At 63.3% G+C, this 26,516-nt stretch carries 22 protein-coding genes; 6 read left to right on the top strand and 16 right to left on the bottom strand.

Annotated elements, in window-relative coordinates; translation table 11 throughout:
- Positions 1–21 precede the first annotated feature (21 nt).
- The 7 genes from AC07UC_RS20665 to AC07UC_RS20635 all read right to left on the bottom strand — a co-directional run bounded on the left by AC07UC_RS20665 (position 22) and on the right by AC07UC_RS20635 (position 7,105).
- Positions 22–1,089 (bottom strand): ABC transporter ATP-binding protein, encoded by a 1,068-nt coding sequence (locus AC07UC_RS20665; RefSeq protein WP_494907254.1) that lies wholly within the window; start codon positions 1,087–1,089, stop codon positions 22–24.
- A 4-nt stretch (positions 1,090–1,093) separates the two neighbouring features.
- Complete coding sequence (locus AC07UC_RS20660) at positions 1,094–1,942, bottom strand: carbohydrate ABC transporter permease (protein ID WP_202322145.1); 849 nt, start codon at positions 1,940–1,942, stop codon at positions 1,094–1,096.
- Positions 1,942–2,865 carry a carbohydrate ABC transporter permease gene (locus tag AC07UC_RS20655; protein ID WP_494907253.1) on the bottom strand — a complete coding sequence of 308 codons (924 nt, stop codon included), beginning with the start codon at positions 2,863–2,865 and terminating at the stop codon, positions 1,942–1,944. Before AC07UC_RS20655 ends, AC07UC_RS20660 begins: the two co-directional genes overlap by 1 nt.
- Positions 2,866–3,047: 182 nt before the next feature.
- Positions 3,048–4,325 (bottom strand): ABC transporter substrate-binding protein, encoded by a 1,278-nt coding sequence (locus tag AC07UC_RS20650; RefSeq protein ID WP_494907252.1) that lies wholly within the window; start codon positions 4,323–4,325, stop codon positions 3,048–3,050.
- Between the two features lie 29 nt (positions 4,326–4,354).
- Complete coding sequence (locus AC07UC_RS20645; RefSeq protein ID WP_140773292.1) at positions 4,355–5,542, bottom strand: PLP-dependent transferase; 1,188 nt, start codon at positions 5,540–5,542, stop codon at positions 4,355–4,357.
- Entirely contained in the window at positions 5,539–6,273 is a 735-nt protein-coding gene (locus AC07UC_RS20640) for a FadR/GntR family transcriptional regulator (protein WP_494907251.1), read from the bottom strand. The genes AC07UC_RS20645 and AC07UC_RS20640 overlap by 4 nt, the downstream gene beginning before the upstream one ends.
- Positions 6,274–6,403: 130 nt before the next feature.
- On the bottom strand, positions 6,404–7,105 hold the full coding sequence (locus AC07UC_RS20635; RefSeq protein ID WP_494907250.1) for a DJ-1/PfpI family protein: 702 nt from the start codon (positions 7,103–7,105) through the stop codon (positions 6,404–6,406).
- A gap of 88 nt (positions 7,106–7,193) precedes the next feature.
- Between AC07UC_RS20635 and AC07UC_RS20630 the strand changes: the two genes are divergently transcribed.
- Positions 7,194–8,141 (top strand): GlxA family transcriptional regulator, encoded by a 948-nt coding sequence (locus tag AC07UC_RS20630; RefSeq protein WP_140773286.1) that lies wholly within the window; start codon positions 7,194–7,196, stop codon positions 8,139–8,141.
- A gap of 47 nt (positions 8,142–8,188) precedes the next feature.
- On the opposite strand, the gene AC07UC_RS20625 is transcribed toward AC07UC_RS20630, so the two are convergent.
- From AC07UC_RS20625 to AC07UC_RS20615, 3 genes are all read right to left on the bottom strand, one after another.
- On the bottom strand, positions 8,189–9,667 hold the full coding sequence (locus tag AC07UC_RS20625) for an FAD-dependent monooxygenase (protein WP_494907249.1): 1,479 nt from the start codon (positions 9,665–9,667) through the stop codon (positions 8,189–8,191).
- A gap of 650 nt (positions 9,668–10,317) precedes the next feature.
- Positions 10,318–11,691: a PleD family two-component system response regulator gene (locus AC07UC_RS20620; protein ID WP_202322135.1), complete on the bottom strand. Its 1,374-nt coding sequence runs from the start codon at positions 11,689–11,691 to the stop codon at positions 10,318–10,320.
- Positions 11,692–11,724: 33 nt separating this feature from the next.
- Positions 11,725–12,141: a response regulator gene (locus tag AC07UC_RS20615; RefSeq protein ID WP_494907248.1), complete on the bottom strand. Its 417-nt coding sequence runs from the start codon at positions 12,139–12,141 to the stop codon at positions 11,725–11,727.
- Between the two features lie 202 nt (positions 12,142–12,343).
- Between AC07UC_RS20615 and AC07UC_RS20610 the strand changes: the two genes are divergently transcribed.
- Together AC07UC_RS20610 and AC07UC_RS20605 are read left to right on the top strand one after the other, a co-directional pair.
- Entirely contained in the window at positions 12,344–12,643 is a 300-nt protein-coding gene (locus tag AC07UC_RS20610; protein ID WP_027052046.1) for a DUF3572 domain-containing protein, read from the top strand.
- Positions 12,640–13,293, top strand: a complete 654-nt coding sequence (locus AC07UC_RS20605) for a hypothetical protein (protein WP_494907247.1) — start codon at positions 12,640–12,642, stop codon at positions 13,291–13,293. The genes AC07UC_RS20610 and AC07UC_RS20605 overlap by 4 nt, the downstream gene beginning before the upstream one ends.
- Positions 13,294–13,332: 39 nt before the next feature.
- On the opposite strand, the gene AC07UC_RS20600 is transcribed toward AC07UC_RS20605, so the two are convergent.
- Together AC07UC_RS20600 and AC07UC_RS20595 are read right to left on the bottom strand one after the other, a co-directional pair.
- Positions 13,333–14,886, bottom strand: a complete 1,554-nt coding sequence (locus tag AC07UC_RS20600) for a hypothetical protein (protein ID WP_494907246.1) — start codon at positions 14,884–14,886, stop codon at positions 13,333–13,335.
- Positions 14,887–14,969: 83 nt separating this feature from the next.
- The gene (locus AC07UC_RS20595) at positions 14,970–15,557 is read right to left on the bottom strand and encodes a GNAT family N-acetyltransferase (RefSeq protein WP_494907245.1); all 588 of its coding nucleotides are present in this window, start codon (positions 15,555–15,557) and stop codon (positions 14,970–14,972) included.
- Between the two features lie 66 nt (positions 15,558–15,623).
- Here AC07UC_RS20595 and AC07UC_RS20590 point away from each other — a divergent pair, with 66 nt between their 5' ends.
- Entirely contained in the window at positions 15,624–16,952 is a 1,329-nt protein-coding gene (locus tag AC07UC_RS20590) for a DNA polymerase IV (RefSeq protein WP_494907244.1), read from the top strand.
- 62 nt (positions 16,953–17,014) lie between these two features.
- On the opposite strand, the gene AC07UC_RS20585 is transcribed toward AC07UC_RS20590, so the two are convergent.
- Positions 17,015–17,521, bottom strand: coding sequence for a hypothetical protein (locus AC07UC_RS20585; RefSeq protein ID WP_140773277.1), 507 nt, complete (start codon positions 17,519–17,521; stop codon positions 17,015–17,017).
- A gap of 183 nt (positions 17,522–17,704) precedes the next feature.
- Here AC07UC_RS20585 and AC07UC_RS20580 point away from each other — a divergent pair, with 183 nt between their 5' ends.
- Positions 17,705–18,586, top strand: a complete 882-nt coding sequence (locus AC07UC_RS20580; RefSeq protein ID WP_494907243.1) for a DMT family transporter — start codon at positions 17,705–17,707, stop codon at positions 18,584–18,586.
- Positions 18,587–18,612: 26 nt separating this feature from the next.
- Here AC07UC_RS20580 and AC07UC_RS20575 read toward each other — a convergent pair whose 3' ends face one another.
- From AC07UC_RS20575 to AC07UC_RS20565, 3 genes are all read right to left on the bottom strand, one after another.
- Positions 18,613–19,416 (bottom strand): ion channel, encoded by an 804-nt coding sequence (locus tag AC07UC_RS20575; RefSeq protein ID WP_202322129.1) that lies wholly within the window; start codon positions 19,414–19,416, stop codon positions 18,613–18,615.
- 67 nt (positions 19,417–19,483) lie between these two features.
- Entirely contained in the window at positions 19,484–23,011 is a 3,528-nt protein-coding gene (gene dnaE / locus AC07UC_RS20570) for a DNA polymerase III subunit alpha (RefSeq protein WP_494907242.1), read from the bottom strand.
- A gap of 118 nt (positions 23,012–23,129) precedes the next feature.
- The gene (locus AC07UC_RS20565) at positions 23,130–25,142 is read right to left on the bottom strand and encodes an acetyl-CoA carboxylase biotin carboxylase subunit (protein ID WP_494907241.1); all 2,013 of its coding nucleotides are present in this window, start codon (positions 25,140–25,142) and stop codon (positions 23,130–23,132) included.
- Positions 25,143–25,341: 199 nt separating this feature from the next.
- Between AC07UC_RS20565 and AC07UC_RS20560 the strand changes: the two genes are divergently transcribed.
- Entirely contained in the window at positions 25,342–26,469 is a 1,128-nt protein-coding gene (locus AC07UC_RS20560) for an S-(hydroxymethyl)glutathione dehydrogenase/class III alcohol dehydrogenase (protein ID WP_202322123.1), read from the top strand.
- The last annotated feature ends 47 nt before the right edge of the window (positions 26,470–26,516 follow it).

Raw genomic sequence — 26,516 nt, 5'->3', positions numbered from 1 at the left:
CTCAGCCCGGCTGAATTTCCTTCAGCCGATGCGATCGCCGCTTTTCGGATCGAACAGATGCAGCGACGCCGGGTCGGCCGCCAAACGCACGGTGTCGCCGGGCTTGACGCTGGCGCGGCCCATGGCAAAGACGCAAATCTGCTGGCCGGCCAGCGTGACGTAGAACTGTGTCGAGAGGCCGAGCGGCTCCACGACCCCTACCTCGCCCTGCAGCGCGCCGTCATCGGCCAACCGGATATGCTCGGGCCGCAGGCCGATGGTAATGGCATCGCCGTCGCTGAGCGGCAGGCCATCCGGCAGTTTCAGCGCCTGGCCATCGGCCAGCACCACTTCCAGTACCTTGCCCTTGCGAACCGTCGCCGGCAGGAAATTCATGCCCGGCGAGCCGATGAAACCGGCAACGAACATGTTGGCCGGATGGTCATAGAGATCGAGCGGCGCGCCAACCTGCTGGATCAGCCCGTCATGCATGACGACGATCCGGTCGGCCATGGTCATGGCCTCGATCTGGTCGTGCGTGACATAGACCGAGGTGGTCTTCAATTGCTGGTGCAGCGCCTTGATTTCGGCCCGCATATGGACGCGCAGCTTGGCATCTAGGTTGGACAGCGGCTCGTCGAACAGGAAAACCTTGGGATCGCGCACGATGGCGCGGCCCATCGCGACGCGCTGGCGCTGGCCGCCGGACAGCTGCCGCGGCAGGCGCTGAAGGTAGGCGTCCAGGCCAAGCCGCTTGGCCGCGCCATCCACCCTGGCATCGATCGCCGGCTTCTCGGCCTTGCGCAGCATCAGGCTGAAGCCCATGTTCTTCGAGACATCCATGTGCGGATAAAGCGCATAGGACTGGAAGACCATGGCGATGTCGCGGTCCTTGGGCGCCACATCGTTGACCAATCGCTCACCGATACGGATTTCGCCGCCGGAGGCTTCCTCCAGCCCGGCGATCATGCGCAGCAGTGTCGATTTCCCGCAGCCGGACGGACCGACCAGGACGACGAATTCGCCGTCGGCGATTTCAAGGTCGACCGCATGCAGGACGCGGACGGCGCCGTAATCCTTGCGGACCTTTTCGAGCGTGACAGAGGCCATCGGTCTATCCTTTGACGGCGCCGGCGGTCAGGCCGGTGACGAGATAGCGTTGCAGGAAGGCGAAGAAGATGCAGACCGGGATCAGCGCCAGGATCGACGCCGCCATCATCTGCCCCCAGTCGACGGCGAATTTGCCGATGAAGGTGAGCAGGCCGACGGCGAAGGTCTTCTTGTCGTCGCTGGAGATCAGCATCAGCGCGAACAGGAGCTCGCTCCAGGCGGCGGTGAAGACAAAGCCGAGCGTGGCGCCCATGCCGGGCAGCGTCAACGGCACGATCACCCGGCGCATTGCCTGGGCACGCGTACAACCGTCGATCATCGCGGCCTCTTCCAGATCCTTCGGGATGCCGTCGAAGAAGGATTGCATCAGGAAGGTGGCGAAGGCGGTGTTGAAGGCGGTGTAGATGATTATCAGCCCGGTCAGGCTGTTGATCAGGCCGATCTGGCCCATGACGCGGTAGATCGGCGGAATGACCATCACCAGCGGAAAAGTCTGGGTCAAAAGCAGCATCAGCGCCAGCACCGCCTTGCCGCGAAAGGTGAAACGCGACATGGCGTAGCCGGCGAGCGTGGCGATCACCGTAACCAATGCCGCCGTCGACACCGAGACGATGACGCTGTTGAGGAAATAGCGCGGGAAATCGGTGGCCTCGAGCACGGTGACGAAATTCTGCAACGTCGTGCGCGACGGCCAGAAGGTGATGCCTTCGGAATAGAGCAGCCGCTCCGGCGTCACCGAGATCTTCAGCGTCCAGTAGATCGGGAACAGGGCGAAGATCACATAGGCGGCGATCGCCGCGTAGAGGCCGATACTGCCAAGGAACCGTTGTGAAGCAGAGCGCCCCGCGATCATCAGACGTGCCTCACCAGGGAGCGGCGGATCGCGATCAGCGCGATCGCATAGGCGATCAACAGCACGAGCAGCAGCACGGCCACCGCCGAGGCATAGCCCTTGTCCAGCGATTTGAAGGCGCTGACATAGATATAGACCGGCACCGTATTGGTGGAACCAGCCGGCCCGCCCTCGGTCATGACGAAAATCAGGTCGGCGAAGGTGGCGATCCAGATGGTGCGCAGCATCACCGTGATGGCGATGGTCGGCGCGAGGAATGGCAGCGTCACCTTGGTAAAGCGCTGCCAGGGCGAAGCGCCGTCGATCGCCGCCGCCTCGTGCATTTCGGACGGGATAGACTTCAGCGCCGCCAGAAGCGTGATGGCGAAGAACGGAATGCCGAACCAGACATTGGCGACGATCGGCCCCCACATCGCCGTGGCGGGATCGGACAGCACATTGGTCGGCTCTGCCTTGAGCCCCAGCGCGTACAACCAATGCGGCAGCGGCCCGATGATAGGGTTGAACAGCCAGGCCCAGGTCAGCCCGGACAGGAAGGACGGCACCGCCCAGGGCAGGAACACCAGAGCCTGCACCACCTTGCGGCCCCAGAACGGCTTGTCGAGCAGCAGCGCCAGGCCGAGGCCGAGGAAGAATTGGAAGAACAGGCTGGCGACCGTCCACCACAGCGTGTTGACCAGGGCTTGCCCCAGAACCTGATCCGACAGCATCGCCCGATACTGGCCGAGCCCGACATATACCGACTTGAAGGCCGAGAATTTGCGGAAGGAGTAGCTGATGCCGATGATCAGCGGCACCAACAGCACCACGATCAGCAGGATGATCGCCGGGCTGAGATAGAGCCAGGGCTCGATGACGGCATGCGATAGCCGCTTGCGGCGCGGCTTGCCGGCGGATCGTATTTCGGGCACGGCATAGGTCATTGGGGCTCAACAGTGATGAGTGGGTGCCGGCGAAGGCGACAGCACCCTTCTCCCGTTTACGGGGAGAAGATGCCGGCAGGCAGATGAGGGGCAGCGCTAACCTTGGAAATGCTGCTCCGCCCCTTATCCGGCCCTATCGGGCCACCTTCTCCCGTAAACGGGGAGAAGGAAAAAACCTGCGCTTACTTCTTGTTCTTCGCCAGCCAGTCCTGCTGTTCCTTGGTCAGGAAGGCAGCCCATTGGTCCGCGACGTCCTTGGCGGTCTTCTGGCCGAGCAGCACTTCCTGAAAATTCTTGATCGCCACTTGGTCAACGAAGTTGCCGAGATTTTCCAAATGCGTCGGCGGCGTCACCATTTCATATTTGGAGCTGTCGCTCAGTTCCGTGAACCAACCCTTGAACTGCTCGGTCTTGAAATGGGGATCCTGGTCGGCGCCGTTGTGGATCGGGACGACGCCGACTTCCTTGGCCCATGCCAGATTATCCTTGGGCGAAAGCAGCGTCGCCATCAGCTTCCAGGCGTCGTCCTTGTGCTGCGAATTGGCGAACATCGCCCAACCGGCATAGCCGAGCGTCGGATACGACTTGCCGCTCGGACCGGTCGGCAGGGGCGCAACGGCGAAGTCATCGGCGCTCATCTTGTCGGCGATGCCGAGCAGCGCGTCCGGGTCCTGGTTCAGCATGGCGCAGGTGCCGGAATAGAAGCCGGTGACGGTTTCGTTGAAGCCCCAGCTCACCGCGTCCTTGGGCGCCAGCCCGTCCTTGTACATGTCGGCCAGCATCTGCAGGCCCTTGACCGAGCCCTCGTCATTGATGGTCGAGGTCCCGTCCTCGTTGAAGTAGCCGCCCTTGCCGGCGGCGATGTTCATGAACATGTGCATGCCGTTGAAGGCGCCCGGCCCGCCGCGCAGGCAGTAGCCATACTTGCCCGGGATGGCGGAGATTTTCTTGGAATCGGCGACGAACTCGTCGAGCGTGGCCGGCGGACCGTCAAGGCCGGCTTCCTTGAACAGCTTCTTGTTCCAGAACAGCGCGTTCACATAGTAGCCGTAGGGGATCATGAACTGCGTGTTGTTGACCGTCGAGCCAAACTGCTTGGCGCGGTCGCCAAGCGTCTTGGCATCGTCCCACTTGGCCATGTAGGGGCCGAGGTCCTCGAGCTGGGCATTGTTGGCATAGAGACCCATCCAGCGTTCCGGCATCTCGACCACGTCGGGCGTATCGCCGGCCTGCACCATGGTCAGGAACTTCTCGAAAGCCTGCCCCCAGGGCAGCGAGATCAGCTCGACCTTGACGCCGGGATTGGCCGCCTCGAACTCGGCGATCTGCTTTTTCAGGAATTCGGTGCGCGGCGGGCTGGTGATGACTTCGACCATCTTCAGGGTCGAATCGGCCAGCGCGCTCCCGGCGGAAATCGCCAACCCCGCAACGGTGGCAAGCATGATGGTCAGTTTTTTCATGTTCAAGACTCCCATTTTGAACCCGCTTGTTATTTTCTGGCTTTTTCGAAGGCCTGGGCGACGTCGGCCCAGAGGTCTTCGACACTTTCCAATCCGACATTGAAGCGGATGGTTCGGGGGCTGACGCCGAAGCGCGCCATCGAATTCAGTCCCGGCGTCTGCTCCAGCGACGCCTTGGCCGGCACGACCAGGCTTTCATGCCCGCCCCAGCTAACGCCGATGCGGAAAAATTTCAGCGCATCGACGAAGACCGGGATGTCGATATCGTCCGTCACCTCGAAGGAGAACAGACCGGCATAGCCCGCCAGCGTCGCCTTGCCCGGATGGTTCGAATAGACGGGATGGTTGACTCGCTCGACATTGGCATGCGCCTTCAGCCGCTCGGCGATGGTGAGCCCGCTCTTCATATGGTGCGGCAAGCGCAGCGGCAGCGTGCGCAGGCCGCGCAGCAGCAGCCATGCTTCGAACGGCGACAGCTTGCCGCCGAGATAGGAATAGGTCTGTTCGTTGATGTGCTTGATATGCGCCGCGGAGCCGGCCACCACGCCCGCGACGGTGTCGCTGTGGCCGCCGAGATATTTCGACGCTGAATGCAGCACCAGGTCGACGCCATGCGCGATCGGCTTCTGGAAAACCGGCGTCGCCCAGGAATTGTCGATGGTGGTGACGATGCCCTGCTCCCTGGCAAGCCGTGTCAGATGCGCGATGTCCTGCAGCTCGAACATCATCGAGGTCGGGCTTTCCAGATAGAGCAGCTTGGCCCCGGGAAGTGCCGCGGCAACCGCATCCGGATCGGAGCCGTCGACATAATCGACCTTGATGTTGAGCCGAGGCAGAAGCCGCTCGAACAGGCGATAGGCATCGCCATAGCAGTTCCGCACGGCCACGATGCGCTCGCCCGCCCCGACAAAGGCAAGCACCGTGGCGCTGATCGCCGCCATGCCGCTGGAAAAGCCGCGCGCGGCCTCGGCGCCCTCGAGGGCGGCAACGCGCGCTTCGAATTCCATTACCGTCGGATTGTCGCCGCGCGAGTAGATCGGCTGCTTTCGTTTGCCGGCAAAGGTGTCGGCCATCTCGGCATAGTTGGCGAAGGTGAACAGCGAGGTCTGGTAGATCGGCGGCACCACCGCGCCGCCGGGGAACGGTTCGTCATGCGCCAGCAGCGTCGCCGCCTCGGCAAGATAATCGTGATCGAAACCGCTCGGATGCTCGTTCATGTCTGGCTCGGAAGTTTGAGTTTGGCTGCACCGCGCTTGAGATCGTCCTCGACGGTGGCGATCAGCTTGAGTGCCTCGGCGCGGGCACCCTGCGGGTCGCGCGCGGCGATGCACTCGTAGATGGTGCGGTGGTAAGGAAAGCTGGCGTGACCGAAATCGCGCACGCCCAGCGGATGCTCCCAGAAGCGGTGGAACAGCTCGTGCATGGCGGCGATGATCTGTTCGAACAGCGGATTGCCCGAGACCCGATAGATCGACTGGTGAAACTCCCAGTCCTCTTCCGACGACATGCCGTCGCGGGTACGGAATGCCTGCTCCATGATGTCGAGCTTGCGCTTGATCTCGGCGATGTCGGCCGGGCTCGCCCGCTCGGCGCAAAGAGCCGCGGCCTCCGCCTCCAGCGCGCGGCGGATTTCGAGCGTGTGCATCAGGCTGGTGAAATCATTGCCGCCCGCCAGCGTCAGCGGCATATGCAGCATGTCGGGCGACACAGCCGCCTTGAGATAGGTGCCGCTGCCTTGCCGCCGCTCGACGAGACCAAGCCCTTCCCACCGCGTCAGCGCTTCGCGCACCGTGTTGCGGCTGACCTTCAGCCGCTCGGCCAGGATACGCTCGGTCGGAAGCCGCTCGCCGGGCTGCAAGGCTTCGGCGCGAACAAAGCCCACCAAAGCCTTCAGCACAGCGTCATCACGCGCCGTCGTCTGAATGGGTGGCAGGCTGTTCTGGTCCACACTTCCTCCCCGAAGCGACGCACAAGTGGTCCAATGGTCCAACCAATTTCTGCATAGTCGGAGAGACGTGTCAACAGCCGAAACGAGGACGGGCCGAACGGCGAGCCATGGCGCCGTTCGGCTCGTCAGTTCAAGCGTGGCTTCGCGCCGGCGTGGCGGCCGTGGCGCGCCAACGCGCGAACATGTCCTCACGAACCCGCCTCGAACCCGCGAGCCGCTCCTTTGCTTCCGCCAGCACGGAAGGCGAAGCCTGTGCGGGCGTGCCCGATTGGAACGGGGGCGCCGGGGCATATTCGAGCGAGAGCTGCACCGTTTCGGCCTCGGCCTGACCGAGAAGCCTGGCAACCAGGAGGAGGCCGAAATCGATCCCCGAGGTGACGCCGCCGGCGGTTATCAGCTTTCCGTCCTCGACAATTCGCTCGTCGACTGGGATGGCGCCGAACTCGGCAAGGAAATCATGCGCGTACCAATGCGTCGTCGCCCGCTTGCCTTTGAGCAGGTCGGCGGCACCCAGCACCAGGGCACCGCTGCACACCGAGGTGACGTAGCGCGCCTGAGCCGCGCGCTCCCGCACGAAATCGAGCACAGCCTGATCCTCCAGCAGCGTGTTGACGCCGCCTCCACCCGGAATGCACAGCACATCGAGAGGCGGGCAATCGTCGAAGGTCGCCGTCGGGTTGAGCGACAGTCGCGTCGACGACATCACCGGATTGCGATCCTTCCAGATCAATTCCACCTCGGCGCCCTTTGCCGATGCCAGGACTTCATAAGGGCCGGTGAGGTCGAGCTGCTGGACATTGGGGAAGACGAGGATGCCGAAACGAAGGGTCATGGAACTCTCCATAGGTTGACTCCAGCCAATCTAAGGCACCATGCTTTGGCACGATCGCCAATCATCCCTCGTTTCAAGCCAAATCGCCATGCGCCATATCGAAATCCTTGCCTATCCCGACGTCCAACTCCTCGATGTCAGCGGACCGCTTCAGGTCTTCGCCAGCGCCAACGACTTCAGGACGCAGGCCGGCGAACCCGCGCCCTACGAGGTCACGGTCGTTGCCGCCTCGCCGCGGATCAGGACATCTGCCGGTCTCGTGCTGGAGGCAGCGGCGCTGCCGGCGCACGGGCCAGGGATCGACACGCTGATCGTGCCTGGTGGATGGGGAGTCAACGCGGCCTGCGAGGCCCCCGAGCTGATCGATTGGGTGACCGGCCGCTCGCGCGACGCCACGCGAACGGCGTCCGTCTGCAGTGGCGCCATGCTGCTGGCGACGGCAGGCCTGCTCGACGGCCGGCGTGCCGTTACCCACTGGGGACGCTGCGCCGAGTTCGCGCGGCGCTTTCCGGCGGTCCGCCTCGAACCCGATCCGATTTTCATCCGTGACGGCAATGTCTGGACCTCGGCAGGCGTGACGGCGGGCATCGATCTTGCCCTTTCCTTCGTCGAGGCCGACCTTGGCCGGCGCGTGGCGCTTGCGGTGGCGCGCGAACTGGTGGTCTTCCTGAAGCGCCCCGGTGGCCAGGCGCAGTTCAGCCAGACGCTCAAGCTGCAACTGGGCGACGAACGCTTCGACCGGCTGCATGGCTGGATCCAGGACAATCTGGATGGCGACCTTTCGCTGCCGAACCTGGCCGAGCGCGCCAATATGAGCCCGCGCAGCTTCTCCAGGCACTATCGGGAGGCAACGGGCCGGACACCTGCGCGCGCGATCGAGGAGATTCGGATCGAGGCGGCGCGACGGATGCTGGAACGAGGCCAGGCGGTCAACCAGACGGCCCGCCGCTGCGGCTTCGGATCGGAAGAGACGATGCGGCGCGGCTTTCTCCGTGTCCTCGGCACAAACCCGCGCGATTATCGCGAACGCTTCTGACGCAAAGGCCTGCGGCACTGCAGGAGGTCGCCGCTTTGATCGTGTCGCTAACGCGCCGCGGGCGGCCCGAACCAAGCGGTCAGCGCCTCGGTCAACCCCATTTGGGTTCCAGCCCCGACCCAGGCCACATATCCATCCGGCCGGATCAAGACGGCGTCGGGCGCGGCGACCGTCCCGAGAGCCGGCAGCTTCCAGATGCCGTCATATCCAGCCTCGATCTGGCGGACCCGATCCGCCCAGGGCGTGATATCCAGCCAGCCTGGTCTACCAAGGTTGAGGAGCACCGGTCGGGCGTCGTGCAGCAGGCTGAAGACCCGCGCCGGACCGCGGGCTGTGACAAGGTCGAGGTCGGGCATCCGCCGCCCAAGCAACGGGTGACCCTCGCCGAGATCGTAGCGGATACCCAGGCCGGACATCTCCGCGGCAATCCGTTTGCGCGGCTCTTCCATGCCGAGCAACTCGGTCATCGTGTCGCCCAAGGCCTTGGTGCGCTCATCCGTGCGGCGAAGCGCGACCTGCGCCATCGTGTTGCGCAACACGCGGGCAGCGACCGGATGGCGCTCGGCGTGGTAGGTGTCGAGCAGGCTTTCCGGTGAGATCCGCTTGACCACCTGGGCCAGCTTCCATCCCAGATTGACCGCGTCCTGCACGCCGATATTGAGCCCCTGCCCGCCCATCGGAGGATGGATGTGCGCGGCGTCGCCCGCCAGAAGGACACGCCTGTCGCGGTAGGTGGCGGCCTGACGTGTCATGTCGGTGAAGCGAGAGAGCCAGGTCGGACTGTGGACCCCGAAATCGGTGCCGTAGACGGCGACAAGCGCCTCGCTGAGATCATTCAGCGTCGGCTCGCCGCCGATGGTCAGCTGCCTCTCGGTCAGCACGACACCCACCCTGTCGCCGTCCTCGATCTTGCCTATCGCATGAATACCGGAGGCGTCGTTGCGAAAGCCCAATGCCGGTTCCCTAGACATTTCGACCTCGGCGATCATCCAGCTCATCGTCGGATCCCATCCGGCGAACTCGATGCCAGCCGCCTTGCGGATCGTGCTGCGTCCTCCGTCGCAGCCAACGAGGTGTTGCGCCCTCAAGCGTTGGCCACCGGACAAATCCAGGTCCACACCGTCGTCGTCCTGCGCGAAGCCAGTGACTTCCTGCGCGCGATAGATTGGCACCCCCAACTCGTCGATCCAGTCGGCCAGTATCCGTTCCATATGGCTTTGCCGCAGCGCCAGCAGATAATTGTGCCGGCTGGGAAAGTCGCTGATGTCCAAACGGATCATGTGGAGGCCGACGGTCGGCAAGCGCTGCCCCTGTGAGAGAAACCGGTCGGCAATTCCGCGCTGATCGAGAACCTCGATGGTGCGTGCGTGCAGGCCACCCGCGCGCAGGCCGGCCAGCTGCTGGGTCGGGCGCCGCTCCACAATGGCGACGTCTATGCCTGCCAAAGCGAGTTCGCCGGCCAGCATCAGCCCTGTCGGACCGCCTCCTGCGATCACCACCGCATGATCCCGACGCAATCCGTCCATAGGCGACACAATCCCCATTCTCGTTACTCCCGTTTTCCGCTGGCCAATGCATGTCGCCCAAAAGTGACCTCGGTTTCGGGAGAACGGCATGCATGAAGACAGAGACCCAAAGCGCGTCGCATGAATCCGTTTCAACGCGACGCGCTTTAGACAGCGGTTTACGAGAACAGGCGGGTCTTGCCGCAAGCCCCTTGTGCGCCATATGTGCAAAGTGGAGAGAGGTGTTTCCCTTGTCCTGGGTGACAGCCAAAACGGCAGCTCGCGGTCATGGCTGCCGCAGCAGACACTGCTCCTGATACAGGGCGCGTTGCTCAGATTTTTCCGCATAAGAAAAAAGCCCCTTTCGGGGCTGCTGCAGAGGTTTTGAGACAAAGGGGGCCGGTCGGCGGTTGGCAGCGGTACGAGGAGGCCACTATGTGCCAGCGCCGGCCGGCCGACCCCACGGACCCAGGAGATGCGGCGGACCTGAGCATCATGGGGTATTTCAGGATCGAGCCGGCTATCTACCCTCGTGCCGGCTTCGTCTTCCCCTGCACATTTGCGCACAGGCTTAGGAAAATCAACAGTTTCTTAACCAAGGCTCGCGAATCGCTTGGATTAAGGTAAATAGCTAACCTTGTTGGATTGACCGGGGAATCGGCCGCGGACGCTTACGCCGCCTTGGCAACGACGCGGTTGCGGCCGCCGCTCTTGGCTTCATAGAGCGCGAGATCGGCGCGCTTCATCAGCGCCGCCACCGTATCCACCCCCTTAAGAACCGACGACACGCCGACGCTGACGGTGACCTCGATCGTCTTGCCGTCGGCACCGACGGCGAAAGGCTTCTGGGCGATTTCGGCGCGGATGCGTTCGGCCACTTTCTCCGCCACGGCGCCGTCGGTGTCCGGCATCACCACCACGAACTCCTCGCCACCAAAGCGGCAGGCAAGGTCGATACCCCTGACATTCTTGCGCAGCCGCCGGGCGAATTCCCGCAGCACCTCGTCGCCGCCATCATGGCCGTACGCGTCATTGATCGACTTGAAGCGGTCGAGATCGGTGATCATCACCGACAGCGGCCGGCGCCGCGCCACGGCGCGGTCGAACAGCGTCTGCAGATGACTGTCGAGGTAGCGGCGGTTGTGCAGCCCGGTCAGGCCATCCGTCACCGCCATTTCGATGGTCTGGGTGACGCTGGCGCGCAATTGGTCGTTGTAGCGCTTGCGGCGCACCTGGGTGCGCAGCCGCGCCGTCAGCTCCTGCTGGTCGATCGGCCGCATAAGATAGTCGTTGATGCCGAGTTCGAGGCCACGGATGATGCGCTCCTCCTCGCCCTCCTCCGCCAGAAGGATGATCGGGACGAAACGGGTGCGATCGAGCGAGCGCAATTGCGAGCAGAGCCGAAGCGGATCGAAATCGGCAAACGCCGTCGAGATCATCACGCATTCATAGGGGGTTTCGGCCGCCTGGAAGAACCCGGCATGCGGATCGTTGGTGACGTCGAGATCGGCGCGGTCGCGCAGCATCTTCTGGATGCGCTCGACCGACGATTTACGCTCGTCGATCAACAGCACTTTCGGCGTCGTGTCCTCGGATGCGAAATTGCGGCTGAGCAGCTCTTCGATGCCGATATTGCGCGTCGTCGAGGCCCGCAGCCTGAGCTCGTCGGTCAGCGATTTCAACCGGACCAGGCTCTTCACGCGTGTCATCAGCTGCAGGTCGTTGACCGGTTTGGTCAGGAAATCGTCCGCGCCGGCCTCGAGCCCGCGCACACGGTCGGACACCTGGTCGAGCGCGGTGATCATCACCACCGGGATATGCGACGTCGCGGGATCGCTCTTCAGCCTGCGGCAGACCTCGAACCCGTCCATGTCGGGCATCATCACGTCTAGCAGCACGACATCGACCTTGCCGTTCTCGCAGGTCTCGATCGCGTCGGGCCCGTTGGTGGCGGTCAGCACTTCGAAATATTCGGCCAGCAGCCGGACCTCCAGCAGCCTCACATTGGCAGGGATGTCGTCGACGACGAGGATCCGCGCGGTCATGTCACAAGGCTCCGGCTCGGCTGGAATGGCACATCAGGCATCGCCCAGATAGGATTTGATGGTCTCGATGAAACGCGGCACCGAGATCGGCTTCGAAATATAGGCCTCGCAGCCGCCCTGGCGGATGCGTTCCTCATCACCCTTCATGGCGAAGGCCGTCACCGCGATGACCGGGATGACGTGCAGATCGTCATCTTCCTTCAGCCATTTGGTCACTTCCAGTCCCGATACTTCGGGCAGCTGGATGTCCATCAGGATGAGATCGGGCCGGTGCTGGCGCGCCAGGTCGAGCGCCTCCAGACCATTGCGGGTGCGCACCGTCTCGTAACCACTTGCTTCGATGAGGTCCCGAAAGAGCTTCATGTTGAGCTCATTGTCCTCGACGATCATGACCTTCTTAGGCATCGACATCCCGTCCCGGCCGTCCTTCCACTCGAAGGTGGCCGTCATGCGCCCCTGGTTGAACGCACCAAACCCTGCTTCACTATACGGCAATATGATTGACGAAACGGAAACCCTCGGGCTGCAAAGCAGCGCGAATTCCACATCGCCTCCCGGCGCGTCCAAAAGGCGCGCCGCGCTGTAAAGGCTTGCCGCAAGCAACTCTTGCCATTACTGCGGAAGAGACTCATTCCACATGCCGAAGGTAGTGATGGCAAACGCGGCGTCAATGCGCGAAGAGGCGGAAACCATCGCCGTGAAGGCGCTGGGCTTCGTTGCCTCCGATCCGGAGCTGTTGCCGCGTTTTCTGGCGATCACCGGAATAGAGGCGCATTCGATCCGCAAGGCCGCCGGCGAGCCGGGTTTCCTGGCCGGCGTGCTGCAGTTCATTCTCGCCCACGAGCCGACGCTGATGCGCTTTGCCGAGGAAACGGGCACGCCGCCGGCGGCCGTCGGCAAGGCATTGCGCGCATTGCCGCTCGGCGACGACAACCATGAGCATTCCATATGAGCGATGATCCGGAGACCGCCCGCCAGATCGAGGAACTGGCGGCCGACGACCGGCCGCTGCTGGTGCTCGACGTCGACGACGTCGTGCTCGAATTCATCCGCCCCTTCCCGCATTTCCTGAAGTCGCGCGGCTATGGCCTGACACTGGCGTCCTTCCGGCTGACCGGCAACATAGCCGAAACGGCGAGCGGCCGGCTGATCGAACAGCCCGAGGTCACGGCCCTTCTGGGCGATTTCTTCGACGCGCAAGCCGATTGGCAGAGCATCACCGACGGTGCGGCGCAAGCCTTGGCAGGGCTTGGCAAGCGCGCGGAAATCATACTGCTGACGGCCATGCCGCACAGGCATCGTGCGGTGCGTCGCATCCATCTCGATGCCCTGGGTCTAGACTATCCGCTGCTGACCACCGAGATGGCCAAGGGACCGGCGGTGGCCAGGCTGCGCGGCAAGAACGGCCGGCCGGTGGTCTTCGTCGACGATCAGCCGCACAATCTGGCGTCGGTGCGGGACTCGGTCGCCGACGCAAATCTTTTCCACCTGATGGCCGACAATTCGCTGCGTGCGTTCCTGCCGCCGGTCCCGGACGATGTCTTCATTGTCCAGGACTGGCACGAAGCCGCGCCCAAGATCGCGAACGCGCTGGGGCTCTAGCGTCAGGCGCCTTTCCTGAATTGCTTGAGGGCTGAACCCTCAAGGATTCAGTTTCGCCCCCGCCCCGCCATTGTCGCTACCACCACTATCGTCGCCACCGCTATCGTCCGCGCCGTCGCCATTGTCGACGCCGTCGTCCACCGCCGGATCAGCGGGCTTCAGCATGACGCCGTTGACCGTGACCGAGCCGTCAGCCTTGGTATTGACGGCCCATTCCAGCCGGCCGTCCGGCAGCGTCTTGGCAAACCCCTTGGCCATGAGAGCGACAGGCACGTACTGCCCCACCTCCGGCTCCGCCTTCGCAGCTTCCTGCAGATGGGTCATGATCTTGTCGAAGCCGGCGACATCGACGGTGAGAGTTGCGTCGGGCTTCTGGCCGAAGCTCGTCATCTCACCTTCCAGCGCGATCTCCATGTCCTTGTTCTTCACAATGCTGTGGCCGATGACGACCTTCGGCGCCTTGGCCAGGAAATCCGCTTTGAGCTGGTCGCCGAACTCGGCCGACAGCGGCGGATCCTGATTGAGATCAAAGGCTTCGATGGCCTTCTTCGCCATGCTGTCGAGATCGATATTGGCACCGCCGAAGTTCAGGTCGATATCGGTGGGCAGCAACGCCACGCTCCAGCTCGGCAAAAGCTGCTGCGGGACGGTCAGCCCCGACACCTTGATGCCGTAGGTGAGCTTGCCGTTCTGGGCAACGCCATCGGAACCGAAGGCGGTGCTGAGCTGCGTCGCCCCGAAAGTGCCGATCGGGCTGTCGACCGCGAAATCCTTGAAACCATAGGTGCCGTCGATGCGCTCCCACACCGGAAGCGCGGCGAGCAGAAGCGACTTCAGCTGCGTCTGGTTCGCCTTCAGCGTCTTCTCGTCCTCATTGGCCACGGCAAATGCCAGGAGGTCGAGCAGCGGCTTGGTCTGCACACCCTTGCCGCTGGCCTCGACCGACAATTCCGGCGACTTCACGGTGACAGGAAAATTCAGCCCGCTCTCGGGATCGTTGAATTTTATCGCCTCGACGAAATTCGAAATTCTCTGCGACGTCGTGAAATCGACGCCGCCATTGGCGGCCTTCGTGGCGGCGATGGTCGCGGTGCCGGCACCGGCACTGACGTCGATCTGCTGCTTGGCATCCTTCGATGCCATCGTCATGCTCGCGATCGAACTGGTGCCGCTGATGAAGGCCGCCAGATTGGGGTCGTAGACGCCGGAACCCTTGCCGTCCTTGATCGAAAACTGCGTGCTCTGCGGTCCCTCCGGCCCTTTGAACTCGAACGAAGCGCTTTGCGAGAAATCCATCGAGACGTCCCAGGTCCCGTCGCTGCGCGGCTTGACCAGAAGGGCGTAGGGGGCAAAGTCGAATTTCACCTGTTCCTGCTTGGGCAGGACCCCGGCCAGTGCCTTGAAATCAAACACGATCTTGTAGGCATCCCCTTCGACCGAAACCTTCAGAATGCCGGTGTCGAGCGCCTGTTTGCCGACATAGTGGGACAGGTCATCGGACAATTGCTTCGCGCCCTGGCTGTCGACCGTCTGGCCGAAAGCGGGCGCGCTGAAGAGAAGCGCGGTAAAGGCAACTGGCAACACACGGTTCACGGGAATTCTCCGTTTGGTCGAAAGGCAGAAATCGTTTCGTACGTCTGGTAGGGAAATACCATCACAACTGCAAGACGATGTGATCAGGTTCCAGGCCCCAGCACCAGCCGCATCAGCGGTCGGCCCGCCTTGCGCTCGACCAGCCTCTCGAACCCGGCCTTCTCGAACACCCCTGACGAGCCGACGAACAAGCCGATCGAACGCGAATCGCGCGACAGGTCGATCGGGCAGGCCTCGACAAGCCGTGCACCATTCCTGCGAGCGAAATCGACGCCACCTTCAACGAGGCGATGCGTGATACCCCTGCCGCGCGCTTTGGCGCGAATGAAAAAGCACGAGATCGCCCAAACGGCCGGATCTGAAGCGTCGGCGGGGTCGATCGGCGCCGAGCTCCTGCCCTTGTTATTCCATTCGGGCACGTCGGCGCGCGGCCCGATCTGCATCCAGCCAACCACCTTGCCGTCCTCGAAGGCCAGCAGGCCGGGCGGCGGGCCGGCTTCGACGCGTGCCTTGATATGGTCCTTGTTGCGTTCGCGGCTGCTTTCGCGCCGGGCCGCCGGCGCCAGCCTGAAATGCGTGCACCAGCAGCCGTAGCAGGCGCCCTGCTTGCCAAAAAGGTCCTCGAAATCAGGCCAGAGCTCAGGCGCCAGCGGCACTATGGTCGTGCTCATGCGGTTCTCCCCAGGCCAAGCTTGTCGCTGGCCTTGCACTGTCGTACCATTGCTTCTGTTCTCTTTATGTTCGCAGTGATGGCGGCCCCTGTCAACAATCCCGATCACGGTTTTTGCCGTGACTGCCTGACGTTTCAGCGCAGTGAGACGCGCCGCTGCGAGCGCTGCGGCAGCCCTCGCCTTGCCCGCCATCCCGAGCTTTATCGGCTGCATCTGGCCCATATCGATTGCGACGCCTTCTACGCGGCGATCGAAAAGCGCGACAACCCGGCGCTCAAGGACAAGCCGCTGATCGTCGGCGGCGGCAAGCGCGGGGTCGTCTCCACCGCATGCTACATCGCCCGCATCCGCGGCGTGCGCTCCGCCATGCCGATGTTCAAGGCGCTCGAGGCCTGCCCCGAGGCGGTTGTGATCGCGCCCAACATGGAAAAATACGTGCGCGTCGGCCGTGAGGTGCGCGCCATGATGCAGGCGCTGACGCCGCTGGTCGAGCCGCTGTCGATCGACGAGGCGTTTCTCGACCTCGCCGGCACCGAACGGTTGCACGGCCTGCCGCCGGCCGTGGTGCTGGCGCGCTTTGCGCTGGCCGTCGAGAAGGAGATCGGCATCACCGTTTCGGCCGGCCTGTCCTACTGCAAATTCCTCGCCAAGATCGCGTCGGACTTCCGCAAGCCGCGCGGCTTTTCGGTCATCGGCGAGGCCGAGGCGGTCGGCTTCCTGGCGGCACAGCCGGTGACGATGATCTGGGGCGTCGGCAAGGCGTTCAACGCCACGCTCGAGCGCGACGGCATCCGCACCATTGGCCAGCTTCAGAAGATGGAGCGTGGCGACCTGATGCGCCGCTATGGCGCGATGGGTGACCGGCTCTACCGGCTTTCGCGCGGCGAGGACGTCCGCCGCGTCGATCCCGACCAGGACGCCAAGAGCGTGTCGGCCGAAACCACCTTCGACACCGACATCGCGTCGCTGGAAGAGTTGGTCGCGGTGCTGCGGGGCCTTTCGGAAAAGGTCTCGGCGCGGCTGAAAAAATCAGGCATTGCCGGACGCACCGTGGTGCTGAAGCTGAAGACCCAGGATTTCAAGCTGCGCACGCGCAACCGCCAGCTCGGTGACCCGACCCGGCTCGCCGATCGCATCTTCTCGACCGGAGTGGAGCTTCTGCGCAAGGAAACGGACGGAACGAAATTTCGGTTGCTCGGCATTGGCGTCAGCGACCTCTCCGATGACGACAAGGCCGACCCGCCGGATCTGGTCGACGTTCAGTCGCGCAAGCGCGCCATGGCCGAAGGCGCGATCGACGCGCTGCGCGACAAGTTCGGCCGCAAGGCGGTCGAGACCGGCTATACATTCGGCAGGGGCCGTGACGCCCACCCGCCGGAGCCGCTCGAGGACTGATCCGGTGCCGGGTGTGTTGAGATTCAGGCCAGGCCGGCATCACCTGAATATCAATGCACCCGTCAGGTGCGCTTCAGATCGATACGACTGGTCACAACGTTCTTGCCGGTTTTGGGATCGCGGTCGGTGACGGTCAGCAGAATGCCATTGACGCCCTTTTTCTGCACCGTCAGCTGCGCGCTGCGGTCGCCATTGACCAGCTTGGCCCAGCGGATGGCGAGGTTGATCGCGTTGCCGGAGCGGCTGCCGTTGAGCTGCGCCGGACCGGTGCGCGATCCGACATAGACGCCGCTGTATCTGGCACCACTGGTTTTCAGATGGGCGCTGATGGCACGCGTGACCACAACAAGGCCGCGGCAGTTGCCGTCGAGAGATAGCGAGGACGCTGTCGCATCCGATTTGAAAGTGCAGGAAACGCTGACGGTCGGCGCCTGCGTCGTCACTTGGACAGTCCCCTTGCCGGCAAAATTCCCTTGGAAGGATTGGAGAAACTTGCTCTCATCGGCATGTGCCGCATTGGCCGCGACCAGCAAGCAGCCGGCAAGTGCGAACCGCGCTGGTGATATCATCGAAGTTCTCCTCGTCAGGCAGACATGCAGACATCAAGGCTTGGGTGGATACTGCAACTCAACGCCCCTTGGCGTATCAGGTTCCGCCGGCAACGCGACCATTTGCAACGTCCCCACGACTGGTCCAGAAGAATCAACCGGCTAGCGATTGCGGCAAAGGCTCCTGCCTGCGAGATAGCGGCCATGAAACCCACCCCATCGATCCCCAAGGCTGCGTTCTGGATGGCGCTGTCGGTCACCTCGTTCCTGGGGATGTCGGTCGCCGGCCGCGCCACGACAGCCGAGCTCAATGTCTTCCAGGTGCTGGAACTGCGCTCGGTGATCGGCTTCCTAATTCTCCTGCCGCTGGTGCTGACAAGCGGCGGCTTCGCGGCGATGCGCACGCAGCGTCCCCTCGCCCACATCGCCCGCAATGTCGTTCACTATAGCGGCCAGGCGGCATGGCTCTACGCGCTGACCCTGATTCCGCTGGCGGTGCTGATCTCGATCGAATTCACCACCCCGATCTGGACGGCGATCCTGGCGGTGACTTTTCTGGGCGAACGGTTGAGCCGGCCGAAACTGGCGGCGGTCGTGCTCGGACTGATCGGCGTGGTGGTCATCGTGCGCCCGGGCGTCGGCTCTGTCGATCCGGGACACCTCGTCGTGCTGGGCGCCGCGGTGTGCTTCGGCATATCGCTGGTCATGGTCAAATCACTGACCCGCACGGACAGCGTCGTACGCATCATTTTCTGGATGCTGATCATCCAGTCGGTGCTCGGCCTCGTCCCCGCGCTCTATGTCTGGCGCACCCCTTCACTCGAACTCTGGCCATGGATCGTGCTGATCGCCTTCACCGGCATGTCATCGCATTTCTGCATGGCCCGCGCGCTCACCTATGCCGACGCGACCGTCATTTCGCCGATGGATTTCCTGCGGGTGCCCTTGTCCGCGCTGGTCGGCTGGCTGCTTTATCACGAGCAGATCGACGCCTTCACCGCCGGTGGCGCGCTGCTCATCCTGATGGGCAATCTGCTCAATCTGCACCGCAAGCCGGTCGAGCCGGCTGAAGTGGCGGCGTCATAGCCGGCATCGCCTGAATATTCATGCGCCTAGTCGCCTGCGTCCGGTATGTTGAGAACATGCCCGCAGGCCTTGCAGTGCACCGCGTCCGGTTCATGCCGCTGCAGCCCGCATTGCGGACACGGGAAGAACACCTTGGCCGGCCGGAAGATCGCCTGCGCCAGCCTGACGAACAGCGATATACCGATGATCATGGTGACGATCGCGGTCAGCTTGCCGGCCATGCCCGGCAGCACGATGTCGCCGAAACCGGTCGTGGTCACCGTGGCGACGGTGAAATAAAGCGCGTCGATGTAGTTTTCCAGCCCGGCTCCGTTGCGGAAGAAGAAGGTGTAGACGAAGCCGGTGATGACAAAGAGAAAGGTCAAAAGGTTGATGACCGCGTGGCTCGCCTCCCGCCATGGGCGCAGGCCACGCATCTCGAAATGCCGCCAGATCGAACCGCTGCGCGACAATGACCACAGCCGCAGTATGCGCAGGAAACCGAGATTGGCGAGCGCCGTCGGCATCAGCAGCGTCAAAAGGATGAAGACATCCACCCAGGAGGTCGGCTGCTTCATCAGGCGCAGCATGTCGTTGGAGGCCAGCAACCTTGCGATCAGGTCGACGCCGACGAGCACCGCCACGGCATAATCCAGCCACAGGAACGAAGCCGATTGCTGGATGACGGGTGTCGCGATGAAGAAGGCGATGATTGCCAGATCGATGACGATTGCCGCCAGCTGGAACCGGAAAGCCGCCGGCGTGCGCCCATGGTAGAGCCTGCGCAGCGTGTCGCGCAGGCGCGCAATTGCGGAAAGATCCTGGGATGAATCCTTGTCTGGGGTCTTCATGCGGATCGCGATTGCGTGCACGGCGGATGCCGCCCGCAGGATCGCCACCGCCCACCAAGGGCGGCGGTCACACCAATTCCACTTCGACCACGCCGGGCACGGCGCGCATCGCCGAGGCGATCTGCGGCGAGACGCGGTAGCCGCCCTGCAAGGCGATCTCGACCTCGCCCTGCGCCTCTTCCTTGATCACGATAATGCTCACCTGGCTTTCGCCACGCTGGGTGAGCTGAGATTGGATAATCGAAGCAGGTCCATCGTTCCTGACGAAAATGCGCAGCGCCTTCTGGATGCGGCTTGCCTCATCCTCCAGGGACTGGACCGAGTTGATGCGCAGATTGACGCCCTCGGGCCTGTCCTCCGCCGCGACAGTGATGACGACGGAGCGGCCGGCTTCCAGGAGGTCGCGATACTGTGCCAATCCTTCCGAAAACAGCACGGCCTCGTACTGGCCGGAAGTGTCGGAAAAGGCCACCACGCCCATCTTGTTGCCGGTGCGCGTCTTGCGTTCCTGCTTGCTGGTCACCGTGCCGGCAAGGCGGCCGGCAGAAGCGCCGCGCTTGACGGCGGCTGAGAACTCCGCCCAGTTCTGCACCCGCATCTTCTGCAGCGCCGCCTTGTATTCGTCGAGCGGATGGGCAGAGAGATAGAAGCCGACAACCTGGAATTCGCGGTGCAGCCGGTCGGCGGCGAGCCACGGATCGGTCGCCGGCAGGTTGAGCGCCTGCGACTGCGCGCCGAGCGAAGCGCCGAAAATATCGGCCTGGCCGGAAACGGCATTCTGCTGCGCCAACGATGCAAGCCCCATCATCCGTTCGACGCCAGCCATCATCTGTGCCCGGTCATGCCCGAAACAGTCGAGCGCGCCGGCCATGATCAGGCTTTCGAAGACACGTTTGCCGACGATCTTGGGATCGACCCGCTCGCAGAAATCTGCAAGGTTCTTGAATGGCTTCTCGCCACGGACAGCAACGATGTGCTCGACCGCCGCGTCGCCGACGCCCTTGAGCGCCGCCATCGAATAGTAGATGCGGTTCTCACCGACCTCGAAAGGCCGAAAACTCGTCATGACCGACGGCGCCAGAACTTCGATGCCGAGGCGCAGGGCATCCTGGCGGAAATCGGCGAGCTTGTCGGTATTGCCCATGTCGAGCGTCATCGACGCCGCCAGGAACTCGACCGGATAGTGCGCCTTGAGATAGGCGGTCTGATACGAGACCACGGCGTAGGCGGCGGCGTGCGATTTGTTGAAACCATAGTCGGCGAACTTGGCCAACAGGTCGAAAATGAAGTCGGCTTGCGGTTTGCTGACGCCACGCTCGACAGCGCCGGTGACGAAGCGCTCGCGCTGCTTGTCCATCTCGGCGCGGATCTTCTTGCCCATGGCGCGGCGCAGAAGGTCGGCTTCGCCGAGCGAATAGCCGGACAGCTCCTGCGCGATCTGCATGACCTGTTCCTGATAGACGATGACGCCTTGCGTCTCCTTCACCAGATGGTCGATCTTGGGGTGGATCGAGGCCATCTCCTCCTCGCCATGCTTTCTGGCGTTGTAGGTCGGGATGTTCTCCATCGGGCCCGGACGGTAGAGCGCGACCAGCGCGATGATGTCCTCGATGCAGTCGGGCCGCATGCCGATCAGCGCCTTGCGCATGCCGGCACTTTCCACCTGGAACACGCCGACCACCTCGCCGCGCGACAGCATGGCATAGGTTTCGGGATCGTCGAGCGGTATCGTCGCCAGGTCGATGTCGATGCCGCGCCGGCGGATCAGTTTCACCGCCGTCTCCAGCACGGTCAGCGTCTTCAGGCCGAGGAAATCGAACTTCACCAGCCCGGCCTGCTCGACATATTTCATGTTGAACTGGGTAACCGGCATGTCCGAGCGCGGATCGCGGTACATCGGCACCAGTTCCGACAAAGGCCGGTCGCCGATGACGATGCCGGCGGCGTGCGTGGAGGCGTGGCGGTAAAGGCCTTCCAGCTTCTGCGCCATGTCGAGCAGCGTCTGGACGATCGGCTCCTTCTCGGCCTCTTCGGCAAAGCGCGGCTCATTGGCGATGGCGTCGGCGAGCTTGACCGGATTGGCCGGGTTCTGCGGCACCATCTTCGACAGCTTGTCGACCTGGCCATAGGGCATCTGCAGCACGCGGCCGACGTCGCGCAGCACGGCGCGGGCCTGCAGCGTACCGAAGGTGATGATCTGGCCGACCTGGTCGCGCCCATATTTCTGCTGGACGTATCGGATCACCTCTTCGCGGCGATCCTGGCAGAAGTCGATGTCGAAGTCGGGCATCGACACGCGGTCCGGATTGAGGAAGCGCTCGAACAGCAGCGAGAAGCGCAGCGGATCGATGTCGGTGATGGTCGTGGAATAGGCGACCAGCGATCCGGCGCCCGAACCACGGCCCGGCCCGACCGGAATGCCTTGCGCCTTAGCCCATTTGATGAAGTCGGCAACGATCAGGAAGTAGCCGGGGAATTTCATCTTCTCGATGATGCCGAGCTCGAATTCGAGCCGCTCGCGATATTGCTCGACCGTATAGCCCGGGGTTGGTCCATGCAACGCAAGCCGCGCGTCGAGCCCCTCGCGCGCCTGGCGGGCGAGTTCGGCGGCCTCCGCCTTTTCGGCGGCGTCCTTGTCGGCACTGTCGCCGCCGGTGAAACGCGGCAGGATCGGGCTGCGGTTCTTTGGATAGTAGGAGCAGCGCAGCGCGATCTCGACGGTGTTGTCGATCGCCTCGGGCAGGTCGGCGAACAGCTTTGCCATGTCGGCCTGGCTGCGCAGGAAATTGTCCGGCGACAACCGGCGGCGAGTATCGACGGCGACGACGGAGCCCTCGGCGATGGCGATCAGCGCGTCATGCGCCTCATAATCATCGCGCGACGAGAAAAAGGCCTCGTTGGTAGCGACCAGCGGCAGTTCATGCGTATAGGCGAGATCGATTGTTGCGTGCTCGATGACCCGGTCGTAGCCCGCAACCCGGTCCAATTCGACATAGAGCCGGTCGCCGAACAGCGACTTGAGGGCCAAAAGCCTCACCTCTGCCAGATCGCGGCGATCCTCCTTCAAGGCGTTGCCAATCGGGCCGCGCGGCCCGCCGCTGAGGCAGATCAGTCCTTCGGTCTGTCCATTCAGCGTCTCGGTGGTCAGGTGGACCGCCTCACCGGGCGGTGTCTCCAGGTACACCCCGCTGACCAGCCGAACCAGGTTGGAATAGCCGGCTTCCGTCGCGGCGAGCAGGACAACCGGCCGCATCTCCGGCCCTTGCCGCCGACGGTCGCGCTGGCCGTCGCTGTTCTCGCCGGAAAAGGCGAGCGCGATCTGGCAGCCGATGATCGGCTGGATACCGTCCTTGACCGCCTTCTGTGCAAACTCCAGCGCACCGAACAGGTTGTTGGTGTCGGTGACCGCAATGGCCGGTGCCTCGTCCTTCACGGCGTGGCCAACGATCTTGCCAAGCTGAAGCGCGCCCTCGAGCAGCGAATAGGCCGAATGCACCCGCAGATGGACGAACGGCCGCGCCGGTACCTCCGGCCGCGCCGCCGCGATCGCGGCTTCGCGCTTCAGGGGATCGCGTGGAAGTCTGTCATCGGCCATGGTTTCTCGCGCTGTCGAAGGCTTTGAGTCGGTGAAGATGTATTGTCCGGGACCGGGCGATACCAGTCCAGCACAAACGACCGACAACCACAGGCTTCCGCGACCCTGCGCGACTTGCTCAAGCGAATTCCATGATCACCGCGTCAACGGCCAGGCTGTCGCCCGGCTTGGCGTTGAGCTTGGACACGACGAGATCTCGTTCGGCGCGCAGCACGTTTTCCATCTTCATCGCCTCGACCACGGCAAGCGTTTCGCCGGCCTTGACCTCCTGGCCCTCGGCAACGGCGATCGACACGACGAGGCCGGGCATCGGGCAGAGCAGCAGCTTCGACGTGTCCGGCGCCACCTTCTCCGGCATCAGCCTTTCAAGCTCGGCGATACGCGGCAGCATGGCGCGGGCGGTCACCGACATGCCCTTCCAGGCAATGCGAAGACCGTTGGCGACAGGCCGGATCTGGGCGACAACGGAGCGCTTGCCGACCGTGCCGCGCCAGATCAGATCGCCCGGCCGCCAATCGGATGAAACGGTCAGCGCCTTGCCGCCGTCGATCGACAGGTCGATCTCCATCGGGATCGAAATCATGCCTTCCAGGATGGACGCCTGGAGATAATCCTCGCCGATCTTCACCACCCAGTCGCGCTTCAGCGCCCCCGAATGCGGCGCCAGCCGCCCGCCCAGCCGGTCGAGCCTGTCGCGGCGCAACAATTCCGTGGCGGTGGCGATGGATGCCAGCACGGCCTTTTCCTCGCTGTTCGGCACGACGGGGGCAAAACCGTCGGGATATTCCTCGGCTATGAAGCCGGTCGAAATCGCCCCTTCCCGCCAGCGCGGATGCTGCATCAGCGCCGCCAGGAACGGGATATTATGCTCGATGCCGTCGACCACAAAACTGTCCAGCGCTTCCGACATGGCATCGATCGCCTCGAGGCGGGTCGGCGCCCAGGTACACAGCTTGGCGAGCATCGGGTCGTAGAACATCGAAATCTCCGAGCCTTCGGTGACGCCGGTGTCGTTGCGGATGACGACATCGCCAAACTGCCCCTCCTCCGGCGGCCGATAGCGCGTCAGCCGGCCGATCGACGGCAGGAAATTGCGATAGGGATCCTCGGCATAGAGCCGGCTTTCCACCGCCCAGCCATTCAGCTTGACGTCGCTTTGCTTCAAGGCGAGCTTTTCGCCGGCAGCGACGCGGATCATCTGCTCGACCAGGTCGATGCCCGTGACAAGCTCGGTCACCGGATGCTCGACCTGCAATCGTGTATTCATTTCAAGGAAATAGAAGTTCTTGTCCTTGTCGACGATGAACTCGACCGTGCCGGCGCTCTGGTAGTCGACGGCCCTGGCCAGCGCCACCGACTGCTCGCCCATGGCCTTGCGCGTCTTGGCATCGAGGAATGGCGACGGCGCCTCTTCGGCCACCTTCTGGTTGCGGCGCTGAATCGAGCATTCGCGCTCGCCGAGATAGAGTGCGTTGCCATGCGCGTCGGCCAGCACCTGGATCTCGATATGGCGTGGATCGACGACGAATTTTTCGATGAACACGCGGTCATCGCCGAACGAACTCTTGGCTTCCGATCGCGCCCGGTCGAACCCGTCGCGCACTTCCGATTGGTTCCAGGCAATGCGCATGCCCTTGCCGCCGCCGCCGGCCGAAGCCTTGATCATCACCGGATAGCCGATCTCGCCGGCGATCTTTTCAGCGTGGTCGGCATTCTCGATGACGCCAAGCCAGCCCGGGACCGTCGACACCTTGGCGGCGTTGGCGAACTTCTTCGATTCGATCTTGTCACCCATCGCCTTGATGGCTTTGGGTTTCGGGCCGATGAAGACGATGCCTTCGGCTTCGAGCGCTTCGCAGAAGGCGGCCCGTTCCGACAGGAAACCGTAGCCTGGATGCACGGCCTGGGCGCCCGTTTCCTTGCAGGCCGCGATGATTTTTTCAGGCACGAGATAGCTCTGCGCGGCGGGCGAAGGCCCGATATGCACCGCCTCGTCGGCCATCTCGACGTGAACCGCATCGCGATCGGCATCGGAATAGACGGCGACCGTGGCAATCCCCATTTTGCGCGCCGTCTTGATCACGCGACAGGCGATCTCGCCACGATTGGCGATCAGGATTTTCGTGAACATGCTGAGGTCATTCCCCTCCGGTCGGTCGTTCCTTTTATGGCCTGTGCTTGCAGGGTCAAGCCGACCATGCAAATCACTGCCTTTCAATCGATTTGCGATTCCAATTCTTCGCTGTGGCCCAGTCCCGGCACCAGCTTCCAGTTGATCGTGTCGACAAAACCTGAAACCTTGGAAAAAAATTCGCATTGGAGGACGCCTGATGAAAACCCGCGCCGCTGTCGCTGTCGCCGCCGGAAAGCCGCTGGAAATCATGGAGGTCGACCTCGATGGCCCCCGCGACGGTGAGGTGCTGGTCGAGATCAAGGCGACCGGTATCTGCCATACCGACGAATTCACCCTCTCGGGCGCCGATCCCGAAGGGTTGTTCCCGGCCATTCTCGGCCATGAGGGCGCCGGTGTCGTGGTCGACGTCGGCAAGGGCGTCACCTCGGTCAAGAAGGGCGACCATGTCATCCCGCTCTATACGCCCGAATGCCGGCAGTGCCCGTCCTGCCTGTCGAGAAAAACCAATCTGTGCACGGCCATCCGCGCCACGCAGGGGCAAGGCCTGATGCCCGACGGCTCGTCGCGCTTCTCGATCGGCAAGGACAAGATCTTCCATTACATGGGCTGCTCGACCTTCTCCAACTTCACCGTGCTGCCCGAGATCGCGGTGGCCAAGGTCAATCCGGACGCCCCCTTCGACAAGATCTGCTACATAGGCTGCGGCGTCACCACCGGCATCGGCGCCGTCATCAACACCGCCAAGGTAGAACAAGGCGCCACGGCTGTCGTCTTCGGCCTCGGCGGCATCGGCTTGAACGTCATCCAGGGCCTGAAGCTGGCCGGTGCCGACATGATCATCGGCGTCGATTTGAACAACGACAAGAAGGAATGGGGCGAGCGGTTCGGCATGACGCATTTCGTCAATCCGAAGGAGATCGACGGCGATATCGTCCCCTACCTCGTCAACATGACCAAGCGTGGCGCCGACCAGATCGGCGGCGCCGACTACACGTTCGACTGCACCGGCAACACCAAGGTGATGCGCCAGGCGCTGGAAGCCTCGCATCGCGGCTGGGGCAAGTCGGTCGTCATCGGCGTCGCGGGCGCCGGCCAGGAGATTTCGACGCGGCCGTTCCAACTCGTCACCGGCCGCACCTGGATGGGCACCGCCTTCGGTGGCGCGCGCGGCCGCACCGACGTGCCGCGCATCGTCGACTGGTACATGGACGGCAAGATCCAGATCGATCCGATGATCACCCACACGCTGAAGCTCGAGGATATCAACAAGGGGTTCGACCTCATGCATGAGGGCAAGTCGATCCGAAGCGTCGTCGTTTATTGAAGCAAAGCCACACGCCGCCGACCCACCGGCCAGCGACCTCTGTGGTT

This window comes from Mesorhizobium sp. GW821-FHT04C10, from assembly GCF_059420305.1.
The sequence above is the reverse complement of the archived record's forward strand: the minus strand, read 5'-3'. Positions and strand labels throughout refer to the sequence as shown.